17 protein-coding genes are annotated in these 20,344 nt (G+C 71.2%); 10 read left to right on the forward strand and 7 right to left on the reverse strand.

The genetic code is table 11. The features are described 5' to 3' along the window. Positions 1–161: 161 nt before the first annotated feature. Positions 162–1,916 carry a tetratricopeptide repeat protein gene (locus V5F75_RS06685; protein ID WP_394035926.1) on the reverse strand — a complete coding sequence of 585 codons (1,755 nt, stop codon included), beginning with the start codon at positions 1,914–1,916 and terminating at the stop codon, positions 162–164. A 247-nt stretch (positions 1,917–2,163) separates the two neighbouring features. On the opposite strand from V5F75_RS06685, the gene V5F75_RS06690 reads away from it, so the two are divergent. After that, positions 2,164–3,033 carry a 4-(cytidine 5'-diphospho)-2-C-methyl-D-erythritol kinase gene (locus V5F75_RS06690; protein WP_394035924.1) on the forward strand — a complete coding sequence of 290 codons (870 nt, stop codon included), beginning with the start codon at positions 2,164–2,166 and terminating at the stop codon, positions 3,031–3,033. Positions 3,034–3,150: 117 nt separating this feature from the next. Continuing rightward, the gene (locus V5F75_RS06695) at positions 3,151–3,474 is read left to right on the forward strand and encodes a YnfA family protein (RefSeq protein WP_394035922.1); all 324 of its coding nucleotides are present in this window, start codon (positions 3,151–3,153) and stop codon (positions 3,472–3,474) included. A 133-nt stretch (positions 3,475–3,607) separates the two neighbouring features. On the opposite strand, the gene V5F75_RS06700 is transcribed toward V5F75_RS06695, so the two are convergent. Further along, positions 3,608–4,615: a polyprenyl synthetase family protein gene (locus V5F75_RS06700; RefSeq protein ID WP_394035920.1), complete on the reverse strand. Its 1,008-nt coding sequence runs from the start codon at positions 4,613–4,615 to the stop codon at positions 3,608–3,610. A gap of 118 nt (positions 4,616–4,733) precedes the next feature. Here V5F75_RS06700 and V5F75_RS06705 point away from each other — a divergent pair, with 118 nt between their 5' ends. From V5F75_RS06705 to V5F75_RS06720, 4 genes are all read left to right on the forward strand, one after another. Further along, the gene (locus V5F75_RS06705; protein ID WP_393987764.1) at positions 4,734–4,961 is read left to right on the forward strand and encodes a putative signal transducing protein; all 228 of its coding nucleotides are present in this window, start codon (positions 4,734–4,736) and stop codon (positions 4,959–4,961) included. A gap of 10 nt (positions 4,962–4,971) precedes the next feature. Further along, positions 4,972–5,727, forward strand: a complete 756-nt coding sequence (locus tag V5F75_RS06710; protein WP_394035918.1) for a tRNA1(Val) (adenine(37)-N6)-methyltransferase — start codon at positions 4,972–4,974, stop codon at positions 5,725–5,727. A gap of 212 nt (positions 5,728–5,939) precedes the next feature. Then, positions 5,940–6,809 (forward strand): S49 family peptidase, encoded by an 870-nt coding sequence (locus V5F75_RS06715; protein ID WP_394035916.1) that lies wholly within the window; start codon positions 5,940–5,942, stop codon positions 6,807–6,809. A gap of 59 nt (positions 6,810–6,868) precedes the next feature. Continuing rightward, positions 6,869–8,542: an NAD+ synthase gene (locus V5F75_RS06720; RefSeq protein ID WP_394036033.1), complete on the forward strand. Its 1,674-nt coding sequence runs from the start codon at positions 6,869–6,871 to the stop codon at positions 8,540–8,542. Positions 8,543–8,888: 346 nt separating this feature from the next. On the opposite strand, the gene cydC is transcribed toward V5F75_RS06720, so the two are convergent. The 3 genes from cydC to V5F75_RS06735 all read right to left on the reverse strand — a co-directional run bounded on the left by cydC (position 8,889) and on the right by V5F75_RS06735 (position 12,893). After that, positions 8,889–10,610, reverse strand: coding sequence for a thiol reductant ABC exporter subunit CydC (gene cydC, locus V5F75_RS06725; protein ID WP_394035914.1), 1,722 nt, complete (start codon positions 10,608–10,610; stop codon positions 8,889–8,891). Then, entirely contained in the window at positions 10,607–12,427 is a 1,821-nt protein-coding gene (cydD, locus tag V5F75_RS06730) for a thiol reductant ABC exporter subunit CydD (protein ID WP_509212149.1), read from the reverse strand. The genes cydC and cydD overlap by 4 nt, the downstream gene beginning before the upstream one ends. Before the next feature lie 166 nt (positions 12,428–12,593). Then, positions 12,594–12,893: a YARHG domain-containing protein gene (locus V5F75_RS06735; protein WP_394035909.1), complete on the reverse strand. Its 300-nt coding sequence runs from the start codon at positions 12,891–12,893 to the stop codon at positions 12,594–12,596. Positions 12,894–13,013: 120 nt separating this feature from the next. Here V5F75_RS06735 and hyi point away from each other — a divergent pair, with 120 nt between their 5' ends. From hyi to V5F75_RS06750, 3 genes are all read left to right on the forward strand, one after another. Beyond that, complete coding sequence (gene hyi / locus V5F75_RS06740; protein WP_394035907.1) at positions 13,014–13,793, forward strand: hydroxypyruvate isomerase; 780 nt, start codon at positions 13,014–13,016, stop codon at positions 13,791–13,793. 149 nt (positions 13,794–13,942) lie between these two features. Further along, positions 13,943–15,463, forward strand: coding sequence for a pyruvate kinase (pyk, locus tag V5F75_RS06745; protein WP_394035905.1), 1,521 nt, complete (start codon positions 13,943–13,945; stop codon positions 15,461–15,463). A gap of 262 nt (positions 15,464–15,725) precedes the next feature. Then, complete coding sequence (locus V5F75_RS06750; protein ID WP_394035903.1) at positions 15,726–16,202, forward strand: CYTH domain-containing protein; 477 nt, start codon at positions 15,726–15,728, stop codon at positions 16,200–16,202. A 4-nt stretch (positions 16,203–16,206) separates the two neighbouring features. Here V5F75_RS06750 and V5F75_RS06755 read toward each other — a convergent pair whose 3' ends face one another. Next, entirely contained in the window at positions 16,207–17,082 is an 876-nt protein-coding gene (locus V5F75_RS06755; RefSeq protein ID WP_394035901.1) for a uracil-DNA glycosylase, read from the reverse strand. Between the two features lie 234 nt (positions 17,083–17,316). On the opposite strand from V5F75_RS06755, the gene V5F75_RS06760 reads away from it, so the two are divergent. Next, on the forward strand, positions 17,317–18,990 hold the full coding sequence (locus tag V5F75_RS06760; protein WP_394035899.1) for an electron transfer flavoprotein-ubiquinone oxidoreductase: 1,674 nt from the start codon (positions 17,317–17,319) through the stop codon (positions 18,988–18,990). Positions 18,991–19,315: 325 nt separating this feature from the next. Here V5F75_RS06760 and V5F75_RS06765 read toward each other — a convergent pair whose 3' ends face one another. Then, complete coding sequence (locus tag V5F75_RS06765) at positions 19,316–20,173, reverse strand: FkbM family methyltransferase (RefSeq protein WP_394035897.1); 858 nt, start codon at positions 20,171–20,173, stop codon at positions 19,316–19,318. Positions 20,174–20,344: the final 171 nt, after the last annotated feature.

Here is a 20,344-nt window from a genome sequence, read left to right on the forward strand (position 1 = left end):
AGGTCCGTTCGCCACGGGAATCCCGCGCGCGGGGCAGGTTTGCACGGAGCGTGGTCTCATGCCGCCGGCCCCGTGAATCCGATTCACAGGACCTTTGGCCCCGCGCGCGCCACGTGCGTGCGAAGCCCGTTCGGCGCCGGTCCAGGACCGGCGCCTCAGCCTCAGTCGGCCTTCTTCTGCTCCTCGGCCTTGCGCACCGGGGCGGGCTGGTCCACCGCGTCGAGCCCGCCGTCGATCTTCTTGACGATCTTGGCGAGGTCCTCGGGCTCGGGCTTCAGGTCGCGGGCGTGGTTCCACTGGAAGCCGGCCTCCAGGCGGCGGCCCACCTTCCAGTAGGCATCGCCCAGGTGGTCGTTGATGACCGGGTCCTGCGGCATCAGCTCCACCGCGCGCTCCAGCTCGCCCACGGCCTCGTCGTAGCGGCCGAGGCGATAATAGGCCCAGCCCAGGCTGTCCACGATGGGGCCGTCGTCGGGGCGCAGGGACACCGCCTTGCGGATCATGTCCAGGCCGGCATCCAGGTTGGTGCCCTGGTCCACCCAGGAATAGCCGAGGTAGTTCAGAACCTGCGGCTGGTCCGGGTTCAGCTCCAGCGCCTTCTTCAGGTCCGCCTCCGCCGCCGGCCAGTTCTTGCTGCGCTCGTTGCAGATGCCGCGGAAGTAGAACAGCGCCCAGTTGCCCTTGCCGGGGGTGGGGATGAGGTCGATGGCCTTGCTGTAGGTGGCCGCGCACTCCGCGAACATCTTGCGCGCCTGCTGCAGGCGGCCGAGCGCCACGATGGCCTCCAGGTCCTTCGGATCGGCGGCGATGAGGTCTTCCAGGTGCTTGCGCGCCTCGGCGTGCTTGTCGATGGCGTCGAGGTTGATGGCGAGCTGCACCTCGGCGTTGCGCCGCAGGGGCGAGCTTGCGGGCACCTTCGCGTAGATCTGGATCGCCTTCTCCGGCTGCTTGAGCTGCTCGTAGAGGTCGGCCAGCGTGAGACCGGCGAAGGGGTGCTCGGGGTCGAGCCAGTGGGCGAGCTGGAGGTAGACGAGGGCGAGGTCCTCGCCCCCCTGCCGGCCCAGGGTGGAACCGAGGCCGTAGAGCACCTCGGCGGCGCCCTGCTGGGGCGTGGTCACCATCGGCGGCAGGGCCTTGCCCGCCTTCAGCTCCTTCAGCTCGGCCAGCACCAAGGGGTGGTTGGGCATGGCCTTCTCGAACTCGCCCAGCGCGGCCGCGGCCGCCGCCGGGGTCTCGTTGCGCGAGAGCCAGCGGGCATAGGCGTCGGCGGTGCGCAGGGAGCCGGGATCGAGCTTCACCGCCTCGGCGAGGCGCTTGCCCGCCTCCTTCTTGCTGCCGGCGGCATCGAGGATGAGCCCCGCCTGGAGCGCCTTCATGGGCGCGTACCAGTCCGGCCCCTGGAGGCGGTCGATCAACTCCACCGCGCCCTTGGCGTTGCCGGAGCCATAGAAGGTCCAGGCCGCGAGCAGGGTGGCGGTGAGGTCGCCGATGGGGCCGCGCACGGAGAGCGAGAGATTGGTGCGGGCGGTCTGGTACTGGCTTTTCTTGATGGCCTTCACCGCCAGCGCGAGCCGGGCGATGCGGTGGGTACGGTCCACTTTCACCAGCCGCTCGGCCAGCTTCATGGCCTCGTCCATCTGCCCGTCGGCGAGGGTGGCGTAGAAGGTGCGCTCCACCACCTCGTCATTGCGCGAATCGAGCCGCAGCAGGTTGCGCAGATAGGTCACGGCGGCGTCGCTGTCGCGCTCGGAGCTGGCGAAGCGGGCGGCGAGGTAGCTTCCGGAGACGGAGGGATCCACATCGGCGGGCAGGCCGGCGGCCGTCTCCGCGCGCGCCGCGGCGGGCAGGGCAAGGTGCAGCACCGCGGCAAGCCCGGCAGCCAGGGCCACGGAATTGGAAAGGCGGGGAATCTTCACCGATCGAGAATCCTGAAGAGCCTGTGCGGCCGTTGCAACGCGCCATACAAGCGCGGCGAGATGGCGGGAGGATGGCCGCTTTCCCCGCGCGCCGCAAGCTTGCCCGGCGTCAGGCGGCATAGATGGCGCCTCGTGGCCGATCCCCCTGTCCGCCCCGCGACTTGCGCGCGCGTCTCGCTGGCGCTTCTCGGGTGCTTTCCCGGGGCGCTTCTTGCGGGGTCTCCCGCAGCGCGGCATAAGGGGCGCCATGCAGCCGCTCCTCGCCAAGGCCCCGGCCAAGATCAACCTGACCCTGCGGGTCACGGGCCGGCGCGCAGATGGATACCACGACCTCGTCAGCCTCGTGGCGTTCGCGGGGGCGGGAGATCTGCTCTCCCTCACGCCGGATGCGCCGCTCTCGCTCGCTGTCGCGGGGCCGACGGCGGGCGATGCGGGGCCCGATGCCGACAATCTGGTGCTGAAGGCCACGGCGGCCTTCGCGCGTGAGGTGCCGGGCGCGCGGCTCGGCGCGTTCCGGCTGGTGAAGCGCCTGCCGGTGGCGGCCGGGGTCGGCGGCGGCTCCTCCGATGCGGCGGCGGCGCTGCGCCTGCTCTCCCGCCTCAATGGCATCGGCGGCGATGATCCGCGCCTGCGCGCCGCGGCGCGGGCCACCGGCGCCGATGTGAGCGTGTGCCTCGACCCCCGCGCACGCATCATGCGCGGGGTGGGGCACGATTTGTCCGCGCCGCTGGCCCTGCCGCTCCTGCCGGCGGTCCTGGTGAACTGCCGCGTCGCGGTGCCCACGGCGGACGTGTTCCGCACCCTTGGCCTGCGCGCGGGGGAGGCATTGCCGGGGGCCGCGCACCCCGCTTCCTTCCCGCCGGATGCGACGGCGCTGCGGGCCGCGCTCGCGGGACTGCCCAATGATCTCGAGCCACCGGCGCGGGTCGTGGCGCCGCAGATCCAGGACGTGGTGCAGCGCCTCGCGGAAGCGCCGGAGGCGCGGCTGGTCCGCATGTCCGGCTCGGGCGCCACCGTGTTCGCCCTGGTGGACACCTGCCGGGACGCGGCGGGGCTGGCGCGGCGGATCGCGGCGGCCCACCCCGGCTGGTGGGTCCGGCCCACCGTTCTGCGCTGAGCGCCGCCGACGCGAGGCACTGTGCGCCGAGGTACGAAAAAACCTTGAGATCGTGGAGGCCGCGCGCTTTCCTGTCCTCGAAGGGCCGCCCCGCGGCGCCGATATGATGAGGATCGGATGACGCTGCCGGCTTTCCTGTTCGCCGCCCTCGGGGAGATCGCCGGCTGCTTCGCCTTCTGGCATGTGGTGCGGCTCGGCGGTTCGCCGCTGTGGCTGCTGGCCGGGGTCGTGAGCCTGTCGGCCTTCGCCTATGCGCTCACCTTCGTGGATTCGGAAGCCGCCGGGCGTGCCTTCGCGGCCTATGGCGGCATCTACATCCTGTCGTCTTTGGCCTGGATGTGGGCGGTGGAGGGCGTGCGGCCAGACCGCTGGGACGCGGCCGGCGCGCTCCTGTGCCTCGCCGGCGCGGCGGTGATCGTGTTCGGCCCGCGCGGAGCATGAGAGCCGGCGCCCGGCGTCACGCCGAAGGGTCGGGAGTTTTTCTTGCGGGCGCTGTTCTCACCGGCCCTGGGCGAGCCCGCGCGGTGCTTGCGGGAGGCCGGCCCGTTTCTGCTCACGGGCCGGGCCGAAGGCCTCAGTGGGCGCGGGCGAGGCAGAAGTCCACGGCCTGCGCCAGGGCGAACTTGGCCGGGCCCGCCGGGAACAGGGCCAGCGCATCCTTGGCCATGGCGCCGTAGTGGCGGGCGCGCTCCACCGTATCGGCGAGCGCCCGGTGCTTCACGAGAAGGCCGATGGCGTGCTGGAGATCGGCATCGGTGACCTCGCCGTGCTCCAGGCACTTCTGCCAGAAGGCGCGCTCGCTTTCGTCGCCACGGCGGAACGCGAGCAGCACCGGCAGGGTGATCTTGCCCTCGCGGAAGTCGTCGCCCACGTTCTTGCCGAGCTTCTGCTGGTTGCCGCCGTAGTCGAGCGCGTCGTCCACGAGCTGGAAGGCGATGCCGAGGTTCATGCCGTAGGAGCGGCAGGCGGCCTGCTCCGCCTTCGCGCGCTGGCCGAGCACGGCGCCCACCTCGCAGGCGGCGGCGAACAGCTCCGCCGTCTTGCCGCGGATGACGGCGAGGTAATCGTCTTCCGAGGTGTGGGTGTTCTTGGCGGCGGCGAGCTGCATCACCTCGCCCTCGGCGATGACGCTGGCGGCGTTGGAGAGGATGTCGAGGCAGGTGAGCGAGCCCACCTCCACCATCATCTTGAAGGCCTGGCCGAGCAGGAAGTCACCCACCAGCACGCTGGCCTCGTTGCCCCACAGCTTGCGGGCCGCGAGCTTGCCCCGGCGCATGTCGCTCTCGTCCACCACGTCGTCGTGGAGGAGGGTGGCGGTGTGCATGAACTCCACCGAGGCGGCGAGCTTGATGTGCCCCTCCCCCTCGTAGTCGCACAGGGCGGCGCAGGCGAGCGTGAGCATGGGCCGCAGCCGCTTGCCGCCGGAGGAGATGAGGTGGTTCGCCACCTCGGGGATCATCGCCACGTCGGAGCCCGTGCGCGCCAGGATGGCGGCGTTCACGCGTTCCATGTCCGCCTTCACGAGGCGCACCAGTGCCTCGATGGACGGCTCGTTGGGCTCGAACGGAAGAACGATGGCCAAGAAATGCCCCCGCTTGTCATTCTTTCGGGCGCACCATAGGGATGCCCACGGGCCCGGCGCAAGTGGTTCTCAACGATGCCGTCTGTCGGTACCGGCGCGGGCACGGGAGCGTGCGGCCATGCAGGAGCTGGTGCGGACCAACGACTTGGTGCTGCTCGGCGCCATCGGCGCCCTGCTGGACGCGGCGCGAATCGGCCATTTGGTCGCGGACGCGCATACCAGCGCGCTGGAAGGCTCCATCGGTATCCTGCCGCGCCGCCTGCTGGTGCCGGACGATGACGCCCCGCGCGCCCGGCGCCTGCTGGCGGAGGCGGGATTCGCCGACGCCCTGCGCGATCCGGCCTGAGGATTCCCCCGTGGACGCGCCCTTCGCCCTCACCACCGATGCCATCCTCGGCGGCCGCGTCTCGCTCGCCCAGCCGGCGCGCGGCCACCGCGTGGGGCATGACGCGGTGCTGCTGGCGGCGCTGGCGCCGGAGGGATGCCGCGCCATGGTGGATCTGGGCGCCGGGGTCGGAGGGGCGGGCCTCGCCTTCCTGGCGCGGATGCCGCAGGCGCGCGGCACCTTGGTGGAGATCGACCCCGACCTCGCGGCCCTGGCCCAGCGGAATGCCGAGACGAACGGCCTCTCCTGCCGCTGCCGGGCGGTGGCGGCGGACGTGCTCACCCTCGGCCGCCCCTCCGGCCCGGCGGAGCCCGCGGCCGGGGCGGCGGATCTCGTGCTCATGAACCCGCCCTTCAACGCGGCGCAGGCGCACCAGCCCTCGCCCCACGACGGGCGCGCGCGCGCCCACGTGGCGGAAGAGGGGCTGCTGCGGGCCTGGGTCACGGCCGCCTATCGCTGCCTCGCGCCCGGCGGCGTGCTGTGCGCCATCCTGCGGCCGGAGGATATCGCGGCGCTGCTGGAGGCTCTTTCCGGCCGCTTCGGCGCGGCCGACCTGCTGCCGGTGCATCCGCGTCCCGATGCGCCCGCCGTGCGCCTGCTGGCGCGGGCGGTGAAGGGCCGGCGCACGCCGCCGCGCCTGCTGCCGGGCCTCGTGCTGGCCGATGGGGCAGGTACGGCCACCGCCGCCGCGCAGGCGGTGCTGCGGGATGCCGCGCCCCTGGGCTGAGGCCGCTTCCGGCCAAGGTCGCTCCTGGCCAAGATCGTTTCTGGCCAAGATCGCTCCTGGCTGACCACCCCTCCGGCTGAAGGCTCCCGTGGCTGAGGGCCTCCGCTGGCCGATCGGGCGCGGAGACGTTCTTGCCCCGATCTCGTCCTCCGGCCGGGGCCGGGGCGCCGCACCGCCTTGAGGCCGTCGCGCGGGCGGCTTACATCTCGGGCATGGCCGACGCTCTCTCCTTCCTTCCGCGCCGCGTGCGCGCCCTCCTGCCCAAGCGCTGGCGCAAGGATGCGCCGGTGGTGCCCGTGGTGCGCCTGTCCGGCGCCATCGGCATGGCGTCGCCCTTCTCGGCGTCCCTCACCCTCGCCGGCTGCGCCAAGGCGCTGGAGAAGGCGTTCGCGGTGAAGGACGCGCCGGCGGTGGCGCTGCTCATCAATTCGCCGGGCGGCTCGCCGGTGCAGTCCCATCTCATCTTCAAGCGCATCCGCGCGCTGGCCGAGGAGAAGGAGAAGCACGTCTTCGCCTTCGTGGAGGATGTGGCGGCCTCCGGCGGCTACATGATCGCCTGCGCCGCCGACGAGATCTTCGCCGATCCGTGCTCGGTGGTGGGTTCCATCGGCGTGGTGAGCGCCGGCTTCGGCTTCGACAAGGCCATCGCCCGCCTCGGCATCGAGCGGCGCGTCTATACCGCGGGCGAGCGGAAGGTGACCCTCGATCCCTTCCGGCCCGAGCAGGCGGAGGACGTGGAGCGGCTCGACGGCCTCCTGAAGGAGCTGCACGTGGTGTTCGCCGATCTCGTGCGCTCCCGACGCGGCGCTACCCTGGCGACTGACGACGCCTTCCTGTTCTCGGGCGAGTTCTGGCTCGCCACCCAGGCCCTCGGCCACGGCCTGCTCGACGGGCTGGGGGATGTGCGTTCCACCCTGCGCGCCCGCTATGGCGAGGGGGTGGAGACGCCGCTGGTGGAGGGGCCGAAGCCGTTCTTCTCGCGCCGCCCCGGCGGCTTTGCCGGTGCCCTCGCCCGCGAGGCCGCTGCCGGCGCCGTCGCCGCCGCCGAGGAGCGCGCCCTGTGGGCCCGCTTCGGCCTTTAGGACGCCTTCGCTTTCCCTTTCCCGCCGCCTCGCGGCACGGTCGATGAGCCCCCATGACGATGCCCTCCGATACGCCCGCCGACACGCTGTTCATCGCCGTCGCCCAGCTCAACCCCACGGTGGGCGACGTTTCCGGCAACCTGGAGCTGGCGCGCCGCACCCGTGACGCGGCGCGGCTCTCGGGCGCCGAGCTCGTGGTGTTCTCCGAGCTGTTCATCGCCGGCTATCCGCCCGAGGACCTGGTGCTGAAGCCCGCGTTCCAGGCCGCCTGCCGCAAGGCCATCGAGGAGCTGGCGGCGGAGAGCGCGGAGGGGCCCGCCCTCCTCATCGGCGCGCCCTGGGTGGAGGGCGGCAAGCTCTACAATTCGGTGCTGCTGCTGGAGAAGGGCGCCATCGCCGCCGTGCGCCACAAGGTGGACCTGCCCAATTACGGCGTGTTCGACGAGAAGCGCGTGTTCACCGCCGGCCCCATGCCGGGGCCGATCCCCTTCAGGGGCGTGCGGCTCGGCGTGCCCGTCTGCGAGGATATCTGGGGGCCGGACGTGGTGGAGTGCCTCGCCGAGACCGGGGCCGAGATCCTGGTGGTGCCCAACGGCTCTCCCTATCGCCGCACCGTCTATGAGGAGCGCGAGAACGTGGCGGTGGCCCGCGTGGTGGAGAGCCGCCTGCCCATGCTTTATGTGAACCAGGTGGGTGGTCAGGACGAGCTGGTATTCGACGGCGGCTCCTTCGCGCTCAACGCCGACCGCTTTCTCGCCCTCCAGTTCCCGAGCTTCGAGGAGCGGGTGCGGGTGACGCGCTGGCAGCGCCTGCCCACCGGCTGGGCCTGCACCGAGGGCGGCATCGTGGACCGGGTGGAGGAGGACGCGGCGGATTATTCCGCCTGCGTGCTGGGCCTCAAGGACTACGTGAACAAGAGCCGCTTCCCGGGCGTGGTGCTGGGCCTCTCCGGCGGCATCGACAGCGCGCTATGCGCGGCGATGGCGGTGGATGCGCTGGGCCCCGAGCGGGTGCACTGCATCATGCTGCCCTACCGCTACACCTCGGACGAGAGCCTTTCGGATGCCGCCGCCGTGGCCGAGGCGCTGGGCGTGCGCTACGACATCCTGCCCATCGCCCCGGCGGTGGAGGGGCTGGAGGCGGTGCTGAAGCCCGTGTTCGCCGGCCGCGAGCGCGACGTGACGGAGGAGAACCTCCAGTCGCGAGCACGGGGCACGCTGCTCATGTCGGTGTCCAACAAGTTCGGCGGCATGGTGGTGACCACCGGCAACAAGTCCGAGATGTCCACCGGCTACGCCACCCTCTATGGCGACATGAACGGCGGCTACAACCCCATCAAGGACCTCTACAAGACCGAGGTGTTCCGCCTCTCGCGCCTGCGCAACCGCTGGAAGCCCGCCTGGGCCGCCGGGCCGGAGGGCGTGGTCATGCCCGCGCACGTCATCGACAAGCCGCCGACCGCCGAGCTGCGCGAGAACCAGAAGGACGAGGATTCCCTGCCGCCCTATGCCACTTTGGATGCCATTCTGTTCCGGCTGGTGGAGCTGGAGGCCCCGGTGGCGAGCGTGATCGCGGAGGGGTTCGATCCGGCGGTGGTGAAGCGCGTGGAGCGCCTGCTCGCCGTCGCGGAATACAAGCGCCGCCAGGCGGCGCCGGGCGTGAAGGTGACGCCGCGCAATTTCGGCCGCGACCGGCGCTATCCCATCACCAACCGCTTCCGCGACGAGGGCTGACGGCGGGGCGGCAACACTCCTAGGCTGTCGCCGGAGGCGGCCGGATCAGCCTGACGACCCGCGGGGGAAGGTCGTCAGGCTGAACGCGATCGCGAACGTCCGGTCCTCTTTCGCGCCTTCTTCATGACACGGATTCTTCACGCGCGACATCCCCAAATTGGGCTGTCAGCCTACCCATTTCGGGTGCTAAGGCCCTGTGGTCGGTAGGATTCAACCTGAGGGATGGTTTTGTCGTGAGGCTCGCGCCAATTTGGGGTGCGATGCACCTGTCGGGCGGTGCGGGCCGAGCCGTATCGGAAGGGATACGGCATCCGTGCCGCCCACGGCACGGATGCCGGTTTCGGCCTCAGGTCCGGCCCGGCTGCGCCGCGTCGGCGAGGTCCCGCAGGATGTCCCGCGGCGCGCCGCGGCCGGTGATGCGCCCCTCGGCCATCACGATGATCTCGTCCATGGCGTCGAGCCGCGCGCGGCGGTGGGAGATGAGCAGCAGCGCGCGCCCCTGGGTCGCTTCCAGCACGGCGCCCATCACCTTCTGCTCGCTCTCGGTGTCCAGCCCCTCGGTGGGCTCGTCGAGAATGAGGATGAGCGCGTCCTTCAGCAATGCGCGGGCGAGGCCGAGCCGCCGCGCCTCGCCGCCCGAGACCTTGGCGCCGTGGGCGCCCACGAAGGTGTCCAGGCCCTGGGGCTGGGCCTCGATGAAGGCGAGGATGCCGGCCCTGGCGCAGGCGGCTTTCAGCTCATCCTCTCCGGCACCGGGCGCGGCGATGAGGAGGTTTTCGCGGATGGTGGCGGAGAACAGGTGATCGCCCTGGGCCAGCACCGCCATGCGCGCGCGCAGCGCATCGGCCGCGTAGGCTTCCGCCCCGGCGCCGGCGAAGGCGACCTCGCCCGCCGTGGGCGCGCGGAAGCGCAGGGCGAGCGAAACGAGGCTGGACTTGCCCGAGCCGCTCCGCCCCACGATGCCGATGCGCCGGCCCGGCTCCAGGTGGAAGCTCGCGTCCTCCACCGCCGGGCTGGCGGCGCCGGGATAGGTGAGGCCGGCGTGGGAGAAGGCGAGCGCGCCTTCCGCCGGCACCGGGCGCGGCGCGGCGGGTTCGGCCACCGGCGCCGGCCGGTCCACCAAAGCGAAGATGCGGCGGGCCGAGGCGAGGGTGCCGGGCAGGGTCTGGAAGGCGAGCGGCAGGGGCGCCACCGCCTCGAACAGGGCGAGGGAGAACAGGGCCAGCATGGGCAGGTCCGGCCCCGGCAGGGTGCCGGCGAGCACCTGCGGCGCGCCGATGAGGATGACCGCGAGCAGGCTCGCCTGCGCCGCGAGGCTCACGCCCGCCCCCGCGAAGCCGGCGATGGCGGCGAGCCGCCCCTCGGCGGCGATCAGCGTGTCGCTGGTGGCCTCCACGGCGGCGCGGTGGCGCCGGCCGGGGTCGTAGATGTCGAGCTCGGCGCGGCCTTCCAGGTGGTCCACCAGGGCGGCGTTCAGCTCGGCCGAGCGGGCGGTGACGGTGCGGGCGGCGGGCGCCGCGAGGCGCTGCACCAGCAGCGGCAGGCCGACGCCGGCGAGCACCGCCGCGCCGCCGACCGCGAGCGCCATGGCCCGGTCGTGGCCGGCGATGAAGGCGAGGCCGATGCACACCACGATGGCTGCCGCCGTGAGCGGCGAGACCACGCGCAGGAAGGCGAATTCCAGCCGGTCGATGTCGCCCTTCAGGCGGGCGAGCAGGTCGCCGCTGCGCTGGTCCTCCAATGCGGCCGGGGCGAGCGGTACCAGGCGGGTGAAGAACCAGGGGCGCAGGCGCGCCACGAACTTCAGCGTGGCCTCATGGCCCACCAGCCGCTCCACATAGCGCGAGGCCGTGCGGGCGATGGCGAAGCCGCGGATGTAGGCCGCCGGCGCGAACACGTCGATGGCGATGCCCGCCGTGCCGGCGAGCGCCATGGCGGTGATGAACCAGCCCGAGGTGGCCATGAGCGCCATGTGGGCGAGGCTGGCGAGGGCCGAGAGCAGCACCGCCGCGGCCATCCACGGGGCCTGCGGCCGCATGAGTGCGACGAGGCGCAGGAAGTCCTTCATCGGGCCGCCTCCCAGAAATCGGCATCGCCCCCGGCGGCGAGCCGCGCGTAGAGCCCGCCTTTGGCGATGAGGCTTTCGGCATCCCCCTCCTCGACGATCCTTCCCCGGCTCAGCACCACGATGCGGCGGGCGCCGGAGATGGAGGCGAGGCGGTGGGCGGCGATGAGGCCGGTGCGCCCCGGCAGCAGCCGGCGCAGGGCGGCTTCCACCCCGGCCTCGCTCTCGCTGTCGAGATGGGCGGTGGGCTCGTCCAGCACCACCATGGAGGCGTCGCGGTAGAAGGCGCGGGCCACGCAGAGGCGGTGGGCCTCGCCACCGGAAAGCCCGCTGCCGCCTTCGCCCACGCGGCCCTGGAGGCCGCCGGGCACGTTCGCCACCACGTCCGCCAGCCCGGCCTGGGCGATGGCGGCCTTCAACTGCGCCGGATCGGGCGTCTCCTCGCCGGGGGCGATGTTGGCGGCGAGCGTGCCGGCGAACAGGCACGGGCGCTGCGGCACGTAGCCGATGCGGCGGCGCCATTGGGCGAGGTCGAGCGCGCCGAGGGGCACCCCGTTCACCAGCACCCGGCCCGAGCTGGGCGCCACGAAGCCGAGCAGCAGGTGGATGAGGGACGACTTGCCGGCGCCCGAGGGTCCCACCAGCGCCACCGTCTCCCCCGGCGCGATGGTGAAGGAGACGCCGTCGAGCGCCACGCGTCCGTCGGGGAAGGCGAGCCGCACATCCTCGAACCGCACCTCGATGCGCTCGGGCGCGGGCAGGGGGGTGGTGCCGCCGGCCTCGGCGAGCGCCGGCAGGTCCTCCAGCGCCACCATGCGCTCGGCGGCGCCCAGCGCCTCCATGCGGGCGTGGTAGGCGGTGCCCATGGCGCGCAGCGGCGCGTAGAATTCCGGCGCCAGCAGCAGGATGAACAGGCCGGTGAAGAAGTCCATCTCCCCCCACAGCAGGCGGAAGCCGATGAACACCGCCACCATGGCGATGGAGACGGTGGCGAAGAACTCCAGCACCAGGGACGAGAGGAAGGCGATGCGCAGCACCGCCATGGTGTCGCGCCGGTAGCCGTCCGCCACCTCGGCCACCTGGGCAGCCATGCGGCCGGCGGCGTTGAACGCCTTGAGGGTGGCGAGGCCCTGCACCGCGTCGAGCAGGTGGCCGGACATGCGCGCGAGCCGGCGCCACTGCCGCTGGTTCCGTCGCTCGGCCCCCTTGCCGATGAAGATCATGAACACCGGGATGAGCGGCGCCGTGACGAGGAAGACCAGTCCCGAGATCCAGTCGAGCGGGAACACCGCGACCAGGATGGCGAGCGGCAGCACCACCGCCAGCACCGAGGCGGGAATGTAGCGCGAATAGAAGGGCTCCACCGCGCGCACGCCCTCCGCGAGGGCGGCCACCAGCTCGCCCGCGCTGGTTTCCGCGAGGCCCACCGGGCCGATCTTCTCCACCCGGTCGAGGAGGGCGGCGCGCATGGCGCGCATGACGCGCGCGGCGGCGGCGAAGCCGAAGCGCTCGGTGCCCCACTGGGTGAGGAAGCGCAGCGCCATGGCGGCGAGCAGCACGCCGATCTCGCCCGCGAAGGCGAGCGCGGGCAGGCCCTGGAACAGCACGCCGTTCAGGATGCGCGCCACCAGGAACGCCTGGAGGATGACGAGCAGCCCGGTGGCCACCGACAGCGCCATGGTGGCGTTGAGATCGCGCCGGGCCGAGGCGCGGAACCGGGACAGGAAGGCGGACAGGCGCTTCTTGTCGGGCTTCTCTTCGAGGGCGGACGAGGTGGAGATGGCGACGCCTCCGCTGGGGCAAGGGAGCAGGCGGGGCATCGGCGCGGGGCGCAGGGGGGCGTGCGGTCGCGCGCCCGGCGGGGCGGCGCGGCCGAAGGTGTCCTCGCCGCCGGGGAATGCCTCGGATGCGGGGACGGATAGCATACAATCCGGGGCGCTTCACTGCGATGAAACGCCCGATTCTCCTGCGGAAGGAGGCGCGCGCCTATCGGCAGCCCTTGCGGGCTTCCCAATACTGCACCTGGTCCACGTAGCGCTGCTGCTCGGCGGTCAGCTTGCCATAGGGCGGGTAGCAGCGCTCGCCGAAGGTGGCGATGGCGTCCGCTGTCTTGAAGCAGTGGCCCCGCTCGGCATAGACGGCATTGCGCTGGTACCACAGGGCGCGGCACGACAGCTCGCTCAGCGCCTGGGCCGCCGCGGGCGTCGGGGAGAGGGCGGCCGGAATGCCCGCCGCGAGCATGAGGAAAAGCGCGGCGCCAAGGCCGCGCGCGGTGTTGCGAAGCATCGTCACCCCCATCCTGCGCCGCTATCCTGGCGGCCGCGCCGCCTCGGGGCCGTCCCGCTGCGGCAGTTGATCCTACCCCCGGACCATGACAGCCGGGAAGGCCCCCGAGGGAGAGCGCCGGTGCCGAAATTCGCCGCCAACCTGAGCCTGCTCTGGACCGAGCTGGAGTTCGCCGATCGCTTCGCCCGCGCGCGGGCGGCGGGCTTCCGCGCGGTGGAGTGCCAGTTTCCCTACGCGCTGGAGAAGGAGCGGCTGGCCGATCTCCTCGCCGCCAACGACCTGACGCTGGTGATGTACAACCTGCCGGCCGGCGACTGGGCCGCGGGCGAGCGCGGCATCGCCTGCATTCCCGGCCGGGAGGGGGAGTTCGAGGACGGGGTGAGCCGTGCCCTCGACCATGCGCGGGCGACCGGCGCGCGGATGCTGAACTGCCTCGCGGGCCTGGTGCCCGAGGGCGTTTCCGCCGCCACTGCCCGCGACACGCTGGCGCGGAACCTGCGGTTCGCGGCCGAGGCGCTGGGCCGCGAGGGGCTCGACCTGCTGGTGGAGCCCATCAACACCCGCGACATGCCGGGCTTCGCCCTCTCCCGCTCGCGCGAGACGCTCGACCTGCTCGACGCCGTGGGCGCGCCCAATGCCTACCTGCAATACGACGTCTACCACATGCAGGTGATGGAGGGGGACCTCACCACCACCCTCACCCGCCACATGGACCGCATCGGCCATATCCAGATCGCCGATGCGCCGGGGCGGGGCGAGCCCGGCACAGGGGAGATCCATTTCCCGTTCGTGCTCGCCGCCATCGACGCCGCCGGCTACCGGGGCTGGATCGGCTGCGAGTACCGCCCCCGCGCGGGCACCGAGGCCGGTCTCGGCTGGCTCGCGCCCTACCGGGAGTGAGCGGAGAGTGTCCCTGGCGGCGGGACGCGGCAGCCTCGCTGACCCTTATGCGACTTTATGCGGAGACGCGGCTGTCGCATGATGGCGTTAAGCGAGAATTGCCGCGCGCCAATCCCGAGGGCCAACCCCGGAACCGGAGGAACACCCGCATGCCCCACAAGCGAGCGCCCGTGCGGCGCGAGCGCGCCACCAAGATCGTGGCGACCGTCGGCCCCGCATCCCATTCGCCGGAGAAGCTGGAAACGCTGTTCCGGGCCGGCGTGGACGTGTTCCGGCTGAATTTCAGCCACGGCACCCAGGCCGACCACGGCGCGGTGCTGGAGCGCATCCGCCGGCTGGAGAAGGCCGAGGGCCGGCCCATCGGCGTCATCGCCGACGTGCAGGGGCCGAAGCTGCGCATCGGCCGCTTCAAGGAAGGCGCCGTCTCCTTCGCTCCCGGCGACATCCTCCATTTCGACGCCGACACCGACCGGCTCGGCGAGGGGCGCCGCGTGCCCATTCCCCACCCCGATATCCTGGAGGCGCTGCCGGTGGGCGCCACCGTGCTGTGCGACGACGGCAAGGTGCGCCTGAAGGTGGTGGAGAAGGGGCCGGGCTATCTGGAGGCCAGGGTGGTGGCCGGCACGCGCCTGTCCAACACCAAGGGCTTCAACATCCCCGACGTGGTGCTGCCGCTTTCCCCGCTGACGGAGAAGGACCGGCTCGACCTCGAGTTCGCCTGCGCGGCCGGGGTGGAGTGGATCGCCCTCTCGTTCGTGCAGAAGCCGCAGGACATCCACGAGGCGCGCGCCCTCATCAAGGGCCGGGCGGCGGTGATGCTGAAGATGGAGAAGCCCTCGGCGGTGGAGCATTTGACCGAGCTGGTGGAGCTTTCCGACGCCATCATGGTGGCGCGCGGCGACCTCGGGGTGGAGATCTCGCTGGCGGAGGTGCCGGCCCTGCAGCGCCGCATGATCGCGGAGGCGCGCCGCTTCGGCCGCCCGGTCATCGTCGCCACCCAGATGCTGGAATCCATGATCCAGGCCCCGGTGCCCACCCGCGCCGAGGTCTCCGACGTGGCGACCGCCGTCTACGAGGGGGCGGACGCGGTGATGCTCTCCGCCGAGACCGCCGCCGGCCAGTATCCGGTGGAGGCGGTGACGGTGATGGACGAGGTGATCCGCCACGTGGAGCGCGACCCCGGCTATCGCAAGGTGCTCGGCGCCTCGGAGGCGGACTTCGGCAGCGCCATCGGGGATGCGGTCATCAAGGCGAGCTACCAGGCGGCGGTGGCGGTGGGGGCCTCGGCCCTGGTCGCCTTCACGCTCTCGGGCACCACGGGCCTGCGCGCCGCGCGCGAGCGGCCGCAATTGCCCATCCTCGGCCTCACGCCCAGGATCGGCACCGCGCGGCGGCTGGCGCTCTCCTATGGCGTGCACGCGGTGCACATGAAGGAGGACATCCACTCCTTCGGCGAGATGGTGGACACGGCGGTGCGTACCACGGTGGAGCACGGCTTGGGGCGGCCGGGAGACCGGCTCGCCATCTGCGCCGGCGTGCCCTTCGCCCAGCCCGGCAGCACCAACATCATGCGCATCACCACCATCGGCGCCGACGACCCGCCGTCCCGCTACGACGTGGATGCGGCGGCGGGCGCCGTGGCGCGGACGGACACGGCGCGCGCCGGCTGAGGTGTATTCATGTGGGAATAACAAGTAACCCCCCGCCCGTTGCGGGCGGGGGTGTGGCGTTCTTTGGCGGGGAAAAGTATTTGTGCGCGAGCTGTTCTGCATGAGTGGTATCGCTGCAACGCATATCCGGGTAAGGCCTGGAATTATTTTGAGAAAAGCGCCTTCGGTTATAATATTTGCCGGCTTATAATTTTAAGAAGGGTAGACGTCGCGCCTGCTGCAGCGCATCTTCAACCCGTTCCAACTCTCGCGTTGCGTCATCATGGCTGTCGAAGTCGAGCGAAAGTTTCTCGTGGTTTCAGAGGCTTGGCGCGAAGGCGCGGAAGCCTGCCCCATTCGCCAGGGCTATCTTTGCCTCGGCGCTGAAACCACCGTGCGCATCCGCGTGGCGGGCCCGCGTGCCTTCATCACGGTCAAAAGCAAGACCGAGGGCATCTCGCGCGCGGAATTCGAATATGAGATCCCCCTCCCGGATGCCGAGGCCATGCTTCATGACCTGTGCGACGGGCCGCTGATCGAGAAGACCCGCTATTCCCTCACGCACGCCGGCAAGCTCTGGACCGTGGACGTGTTCGGCGCCGGCAATGCCGGGCTGGTGGTGGCGGAGGTGGAACTCACCCATCCCGAGGAGCGGGTGGCGCTGCCGCCGTGGGTGGGCGAGGAGGTGACATCCGATCCCCGCTACCGCAACTCCGCCCTGGTGAGCGCGCCGCTGGGCGACGCCCGCTGCGAGATTTGACGGCTCAGGCTTTGTCCGCGCCGGGCTTGCCCAGCGCGGCCTCGATGGCGAGCAGGTCGCGCCACGCAAGGCGCTTGCCGATGGGCGTGCGCAGCAGATAGGCCGGATGGAAGGTCGCGACCGCGCGGATCGCGCGCGTGCCGGTCTCGTAATCCATGAAGCGGCCGCGCAGCCGGGTGATGCCCTCCGTGGTGCCGAACAGCGCCTGCGCCGACTGGCCGCCCAGGCACACCAGCAGCTCCGGGCTCGCCAGCTCGATCTGCCGGGCGATGAAGGGCAGGCAGATGGCGGTTTCCTGCGGCGTCGGCGCCCGGTTTCCGGGCGGCCGCCACGGGATGATGTTGGCGATGTAGGCGCTGGAGCGGTCGAGGCCGATGGCCCCCAGCATCAGGTCCAGCAGGCGGCCGGCGCGGCCCACGAAGGGCAGGCCCTGCTGGTCCTCGTCGCGGCCGGGCGCCTCGCCCACGAACATCACCCGCGCGGCCGGGTTGCCGTCCGCGAACACGAGCCGGCTCGCGGTGCGCTTCAGCGCGCAGCCCTCGAACCCCTCCATGAGCGCGCGCAGCTCCTCCAGGCTGGCGGCGCCGCGGGCCGCCTCGCGCGCGGCCATCACCGCCTCGTCGGGCGAATGGGGGGCGACGATTGCGGGAGGGCGGGGCGTGCTTTGGGCGCGGGGCTGGGCGCTGGGCGCTGGGCGCGCGGCGGGATGCGCGGGCTCCTGCAGCGCATCTTCCGGCGCCGCGGGCACGGCGCGTGCCTGCTGCTCGGCCGCGCTTTCGGCGAAGCGGTCCACCGGTGCCTCGCCGAGGGCCACGTCCACCCCGGCTTCCACATGGAAGGCGAGTAGGTCGGACCAGTCGTGGGGCGGATGGTCGGTCATGGAAATCCGGGCCGGGCGCGGCGGGGCGCCTCATGCGTTCTGCAGGGCGAACCTATGGCACGCCCGCGCCCGCCGGTGAAGCAGCGTGTTGCTGCATGTGCGTCCACGGACATGGGGACAACCGGCGGATTGGTCAAGTCGTCGCACCTTGTGGCCATCTCGCGAATTGTCAGGAGGGCCCAACCGTGGAAGAACTCCAACGAAAGCACGATGACGTAAGCGGGAGCTTGGGAGATGAGCGCGGCGGAACTGCCTGAACGCGAAGGCATGGACTATGACGTGGTGGTGGTGGGCGGGGGGCCCGCCGGTCTCGCCACGGCCATTCGCTTGAAGCAGCAGGCGGCCGAACGCGGCACCGAAATCTCGGTGGTGGTGGTGGAGAAGGGCTCCGAGGTGGGCGCCCACATCCTTTCCGGCGCGGTGGTGGACCCCTCGGGCCTCGACCAGCTCCTGCCCGGCTGGCGCGAGGAGGAGGACCGCCCCCTCGTCACGCAGGTGAACGACGACCACTTCTACCTGCTCGGCCCGGCCGGCGGCGTGAAGCTGCCCAATTTCGCCATGCCGCCGCTGATGAACAACCACGGCAACTTCATCGGCTCGCTCGGCAATGTCGCGCGCTACCTCGCCCGCAAGGCGGAGGAGCTGGAGGTGGAGATCTACCCCGGCTTCGCCGCCAACGAGCTGCTCTTTGACGAAAAGGGTGCGGTGCGCGGCGTCGCCACCGGCGACATGGGCGTGGGCAAGGACGGCGAGCCCAAGGCCGAGTTCACCCGCGGCATGGAGCTGCGCGGCCGCTACACCGTGTTCGCCGAGGGTGCGCGCGGCCAGCTCTCCAAGCAGCTCATCGCCAGGTTCGGCCTCGGCGAGGGCCGCGAGCCGCAGAAGTTCGGCATCGGCCTCAAGGAGCTGTGGAAGGTCAAGCCGGAGAAGCACAAGCCCGGCACCGTGCAGCACGCCTTCGGCTGGCCGCTCGATTCCAAGACTGGCGGCGGCGCCTTCCTCTATCACATGGAGGATGAGCAGGTGATGGTGGGCTTCGTGGTCCACCTGAACTACCAGAACCCCTGGCTCTCGCCCTTCGACGAGTTCCAGCGCTTCAAGACCCACCCCATCTTCAAGGACACGTTCGAGGGCGCCAAGCGCATCTCCTACGGCGCCCGCGCCATCACCGAGGGCGGCTGGCAGAGCGTGCCGAAGCTGTCCTTCCCCGGCGGCGTGCTGGTGGGCTGCGCGGCCGGCTTCGTGAACGTGCCGCGCATCAAGGGCAGCCACAATGCGGTGCTCTCCGGCATCCTCGCGGCCGATCACCTGGCCGAGGCGCTGGCCGCCGGACGCGGCCATGACGAGCTTTCGAGCTACGAGGACGCCTGGCGCGGCTCGGCCGTGGGCGAGGACCTGAAGAAGGTCCGCAACGTGAAGCCCCTGTGGTCCAAGCTCGGCACCTTCGTGGGCATTCCGCTGGCGGGGCTCGACATGTGGGCCAACACCTTCGGCTTCTCCCTGTTCGGCACCCTGAAGCACGGCAAGCCGGACTACGCCACCCTGAAGCCCGCCGCCCAGTGCAAGAAGATCGTCTATCCCAAGCCGGACGGCGTGCTCACCTTCGACAAGCTCTCCTCGGTGTTCATCTCCAACACCAACCATGAGGAGGACCAGCCGGTTCACCTCAAGGTGGCGGACATGGCGCTGCAGAAGTCGTCCGAGCTCGGTATCTACGGCGGCCCGTCCAACCGCTACTGCCCGGCCGGCGTGTACGAGTGGGTGGAGGAGGGGGGCGAGGGCCCGCGCTTCCAGATCAACGCGCAGAACTGCGTGCACTGCAAGACCTGCGACATCAAGGACCCGAACCAGAACATCACCTGGACCGCGCCCGAGGGCGGTGGCGGGCCGAACTATCCCAACATGTGAGAGGGCGCGGGCCCGTGAGCTGTGCTCGCGGGCTCTTTGCCAGGCCGGCGGCGTTGCTGGACCCGCTCGGCGCCCGTTCAGCGCCCGCCTGGGGCCGCGGGCAGGACGGTGTGAGTTGAACCGGTCCTGGCCGTGTTCCCACACCTCATGCCATCGGCCCCGGTCTTTGACCGGTGCCGAGTGGGTACGCTCAAGCGCCGCGCGGGCTTGACCAAAGGCCCATGAGTCACGCTCATGGACCTTTGGTCTTATGACATCAAATGAAAAGGCCGGTGGGCTCCACGCCCACCGGCCTTTTTCGTCGTGCCGCCCGTGGGGTACGGGGTCAGGCCACCTGGGTGCGGCTTTCGGGGTGGCAGGCGATGATGTTGCAGAACTCGGTCGGGCGGGTCTTGAGCGCGGTGAGCCGGCCCTCCCAGTCGAGGCGGAAGAAGCGATAGCCGAGGCCGGCCAGCGTGTTCCAGGGCGCGGCCGGGTCGCCGCCGCTGGAGAGCAGGGCCGGGCAGTTCATCTCGAAGATGATGACCGGGTGCCAGGTGGAGATGGTCTTGAGCCCGCCGGCGAGCACCCGCTGCTCGGCGCCTTCCACGTCGATCTTGATGCTGTCCACGCGCGGCAGGGCGAGGTCGGCCACCAGCGTGTCGAGGGTGGTGATCTCCACTTCCTCGGCCTCGGTGGCGGCGCCATCATTCACGAGGGAGAAGGCCTGCGGATCGTCGCCCACCGGATTGTGGAACAGGGAGGCCTTGCCGGCGGTGTCGGCGAGGCCCTTGCGCACCAGGGTCACGTTCTTGAAATCGTTGAGCTTGGCGTTGTGGACCAGGAGGTCCCCCGCCTCCTTGCCCGGCTCCACCGAGACGATGCGGCTCGCGCGCGGGGCCATCTTCAGGGAGAACAGGCCGACATTGGCACCCACGTCCACGAACACGTCGCCCTTGGCGACGAAGCGGTCGAGATACCTTAGTTCCGGCTCCACCTGGTCGCGCAGCAGGAACACCGAGACGGTGGTGTAGCGCAGGTCCGCCGGCACCTGCATCACGGCGCCGCCGGGCACCAGGTGGAAGGTGGGCCGCTGACCCAGCGCCACCAGCGTCGCGAGGCGGGCGACGCGGGCCAGCACCGTCAGGGGCGCCTGCTTGAACGCCTGCTCGTTCAGAAGCTTCTTGATCCGCTTTAGCATCATCGCCCCTGCTGTCTCGTCCGGCTGGAAAGTCGCATTTGGTTGGCCCTTCCGGCGGGAGCCCTCTGCGGTGGTGACACCGGCGTCGGGGCGGGAAGGGCGGCTGAGGTCCGGGCGCATCCGCAGCGGCCCGGAGGGTAGACATGGGAATGGGCGCAGGATGTCAACAACGCG

Source organism: Xanthobacter albus (assembly GCF_043194895.2).
GTDB lineage: Bacteria > Pseudomonadota > Alphaproteobacteria > Rhizobiales > Xanthobacteraceae > Xanthobacter.

Bases quoted from the DNA above. Each gene is read 5' to 3' on its own strand.
- V5F75_RS06690 (WP_394035924.1), top strand. From the start codon at position 2,164: ATGCAGCCGCTCCTCGCCAAGGCCCCGGCCAAGATCAACCTGACCCTG.
- V5F75_RS06705 (WP_393987764.1), top strand. From the start codon at position 4,734: ATGCAGGAGCTGGTGCGGACCAACGACTTGGTGCTGCTCGGCGCCATC.
- V5F75_RS06695 (WP_394035922.1), top strand. From the start codon at position 3,151: ATGACGCTGCCGGCTTTCCTGTTCGCCGCCCTCGGGGAGATCGCCGGC.
- V5F75_RS06720 (WP_394036033.1), top strand. From the start codon at position 6,869: ATGCCCTCCGATACGCCCGCCGACACGCTGTTCATCGCCGTCGCCCAG.
- cydD (WP_509212149.1), bottom strand. From the start codon at position 12,427: ATGCCCCGCCTGCTCCCTTGCCCCAGCGGAGGCGTCGCCATCTCCACC.
- cydC (WP_394035914.1), bottom strand. From the start codon at position 10,610: ATGAAGGACTTCCTGCGCCTCGTCGCACTCATGCGGCCGCAGGCCCCG.
- V5F75_RS06765 (WP_394035897.1), bottom strand. From the start codon at position 20,173: ATGATGCTAAAGCGGATCAAGAAGCTTCTGAACGAGCAGGCGTTCAAG.
- pyk (WP_394035905.1), top strand. From the start codon at position 13,943: ATGCCCCACAAGCGAGCGCCCGTGCGGCGCGAGCGCGCCACCAAGATC.
- V5F75_RS06735 (WP_394035909.1), bottom strand. From the start codon at position 12,893: ATGCTTCGCAACACCGCGCGCGGCCTTGGCGCCGCGCTTTTCCTCATG.
- V5F75_RS06755 (WP_394035901.1), bottom strand. From the start codon at position 17,082: ATGACCGACCATCCGCCCCACGACTGGTCCGACCTACTCGCCTTCCAT.
- V5F75_RS06750 (WP_394035903.1), top strand. From the start codon at position 15,726: ATGGCTGTCGAAGTCGAGCGAAAGTTTCTCGTGGTTTCAGAGGCTTGG.
- V5F75_RS06715 (WP_394035916.1), top strand. From the start codon at position 5,940: ATGGCCGACGCTCTCTCCTTCCTTCCGCGCCGCGTGCGCGCCCTCCTG.
- V5F75_RS06760 (WP_394035899.1), top strand. From the start codon at position 17,317: ATGAGCGCGGCGGAACTGCCTGAACGCGAAGGCATGGACTATGACGTG.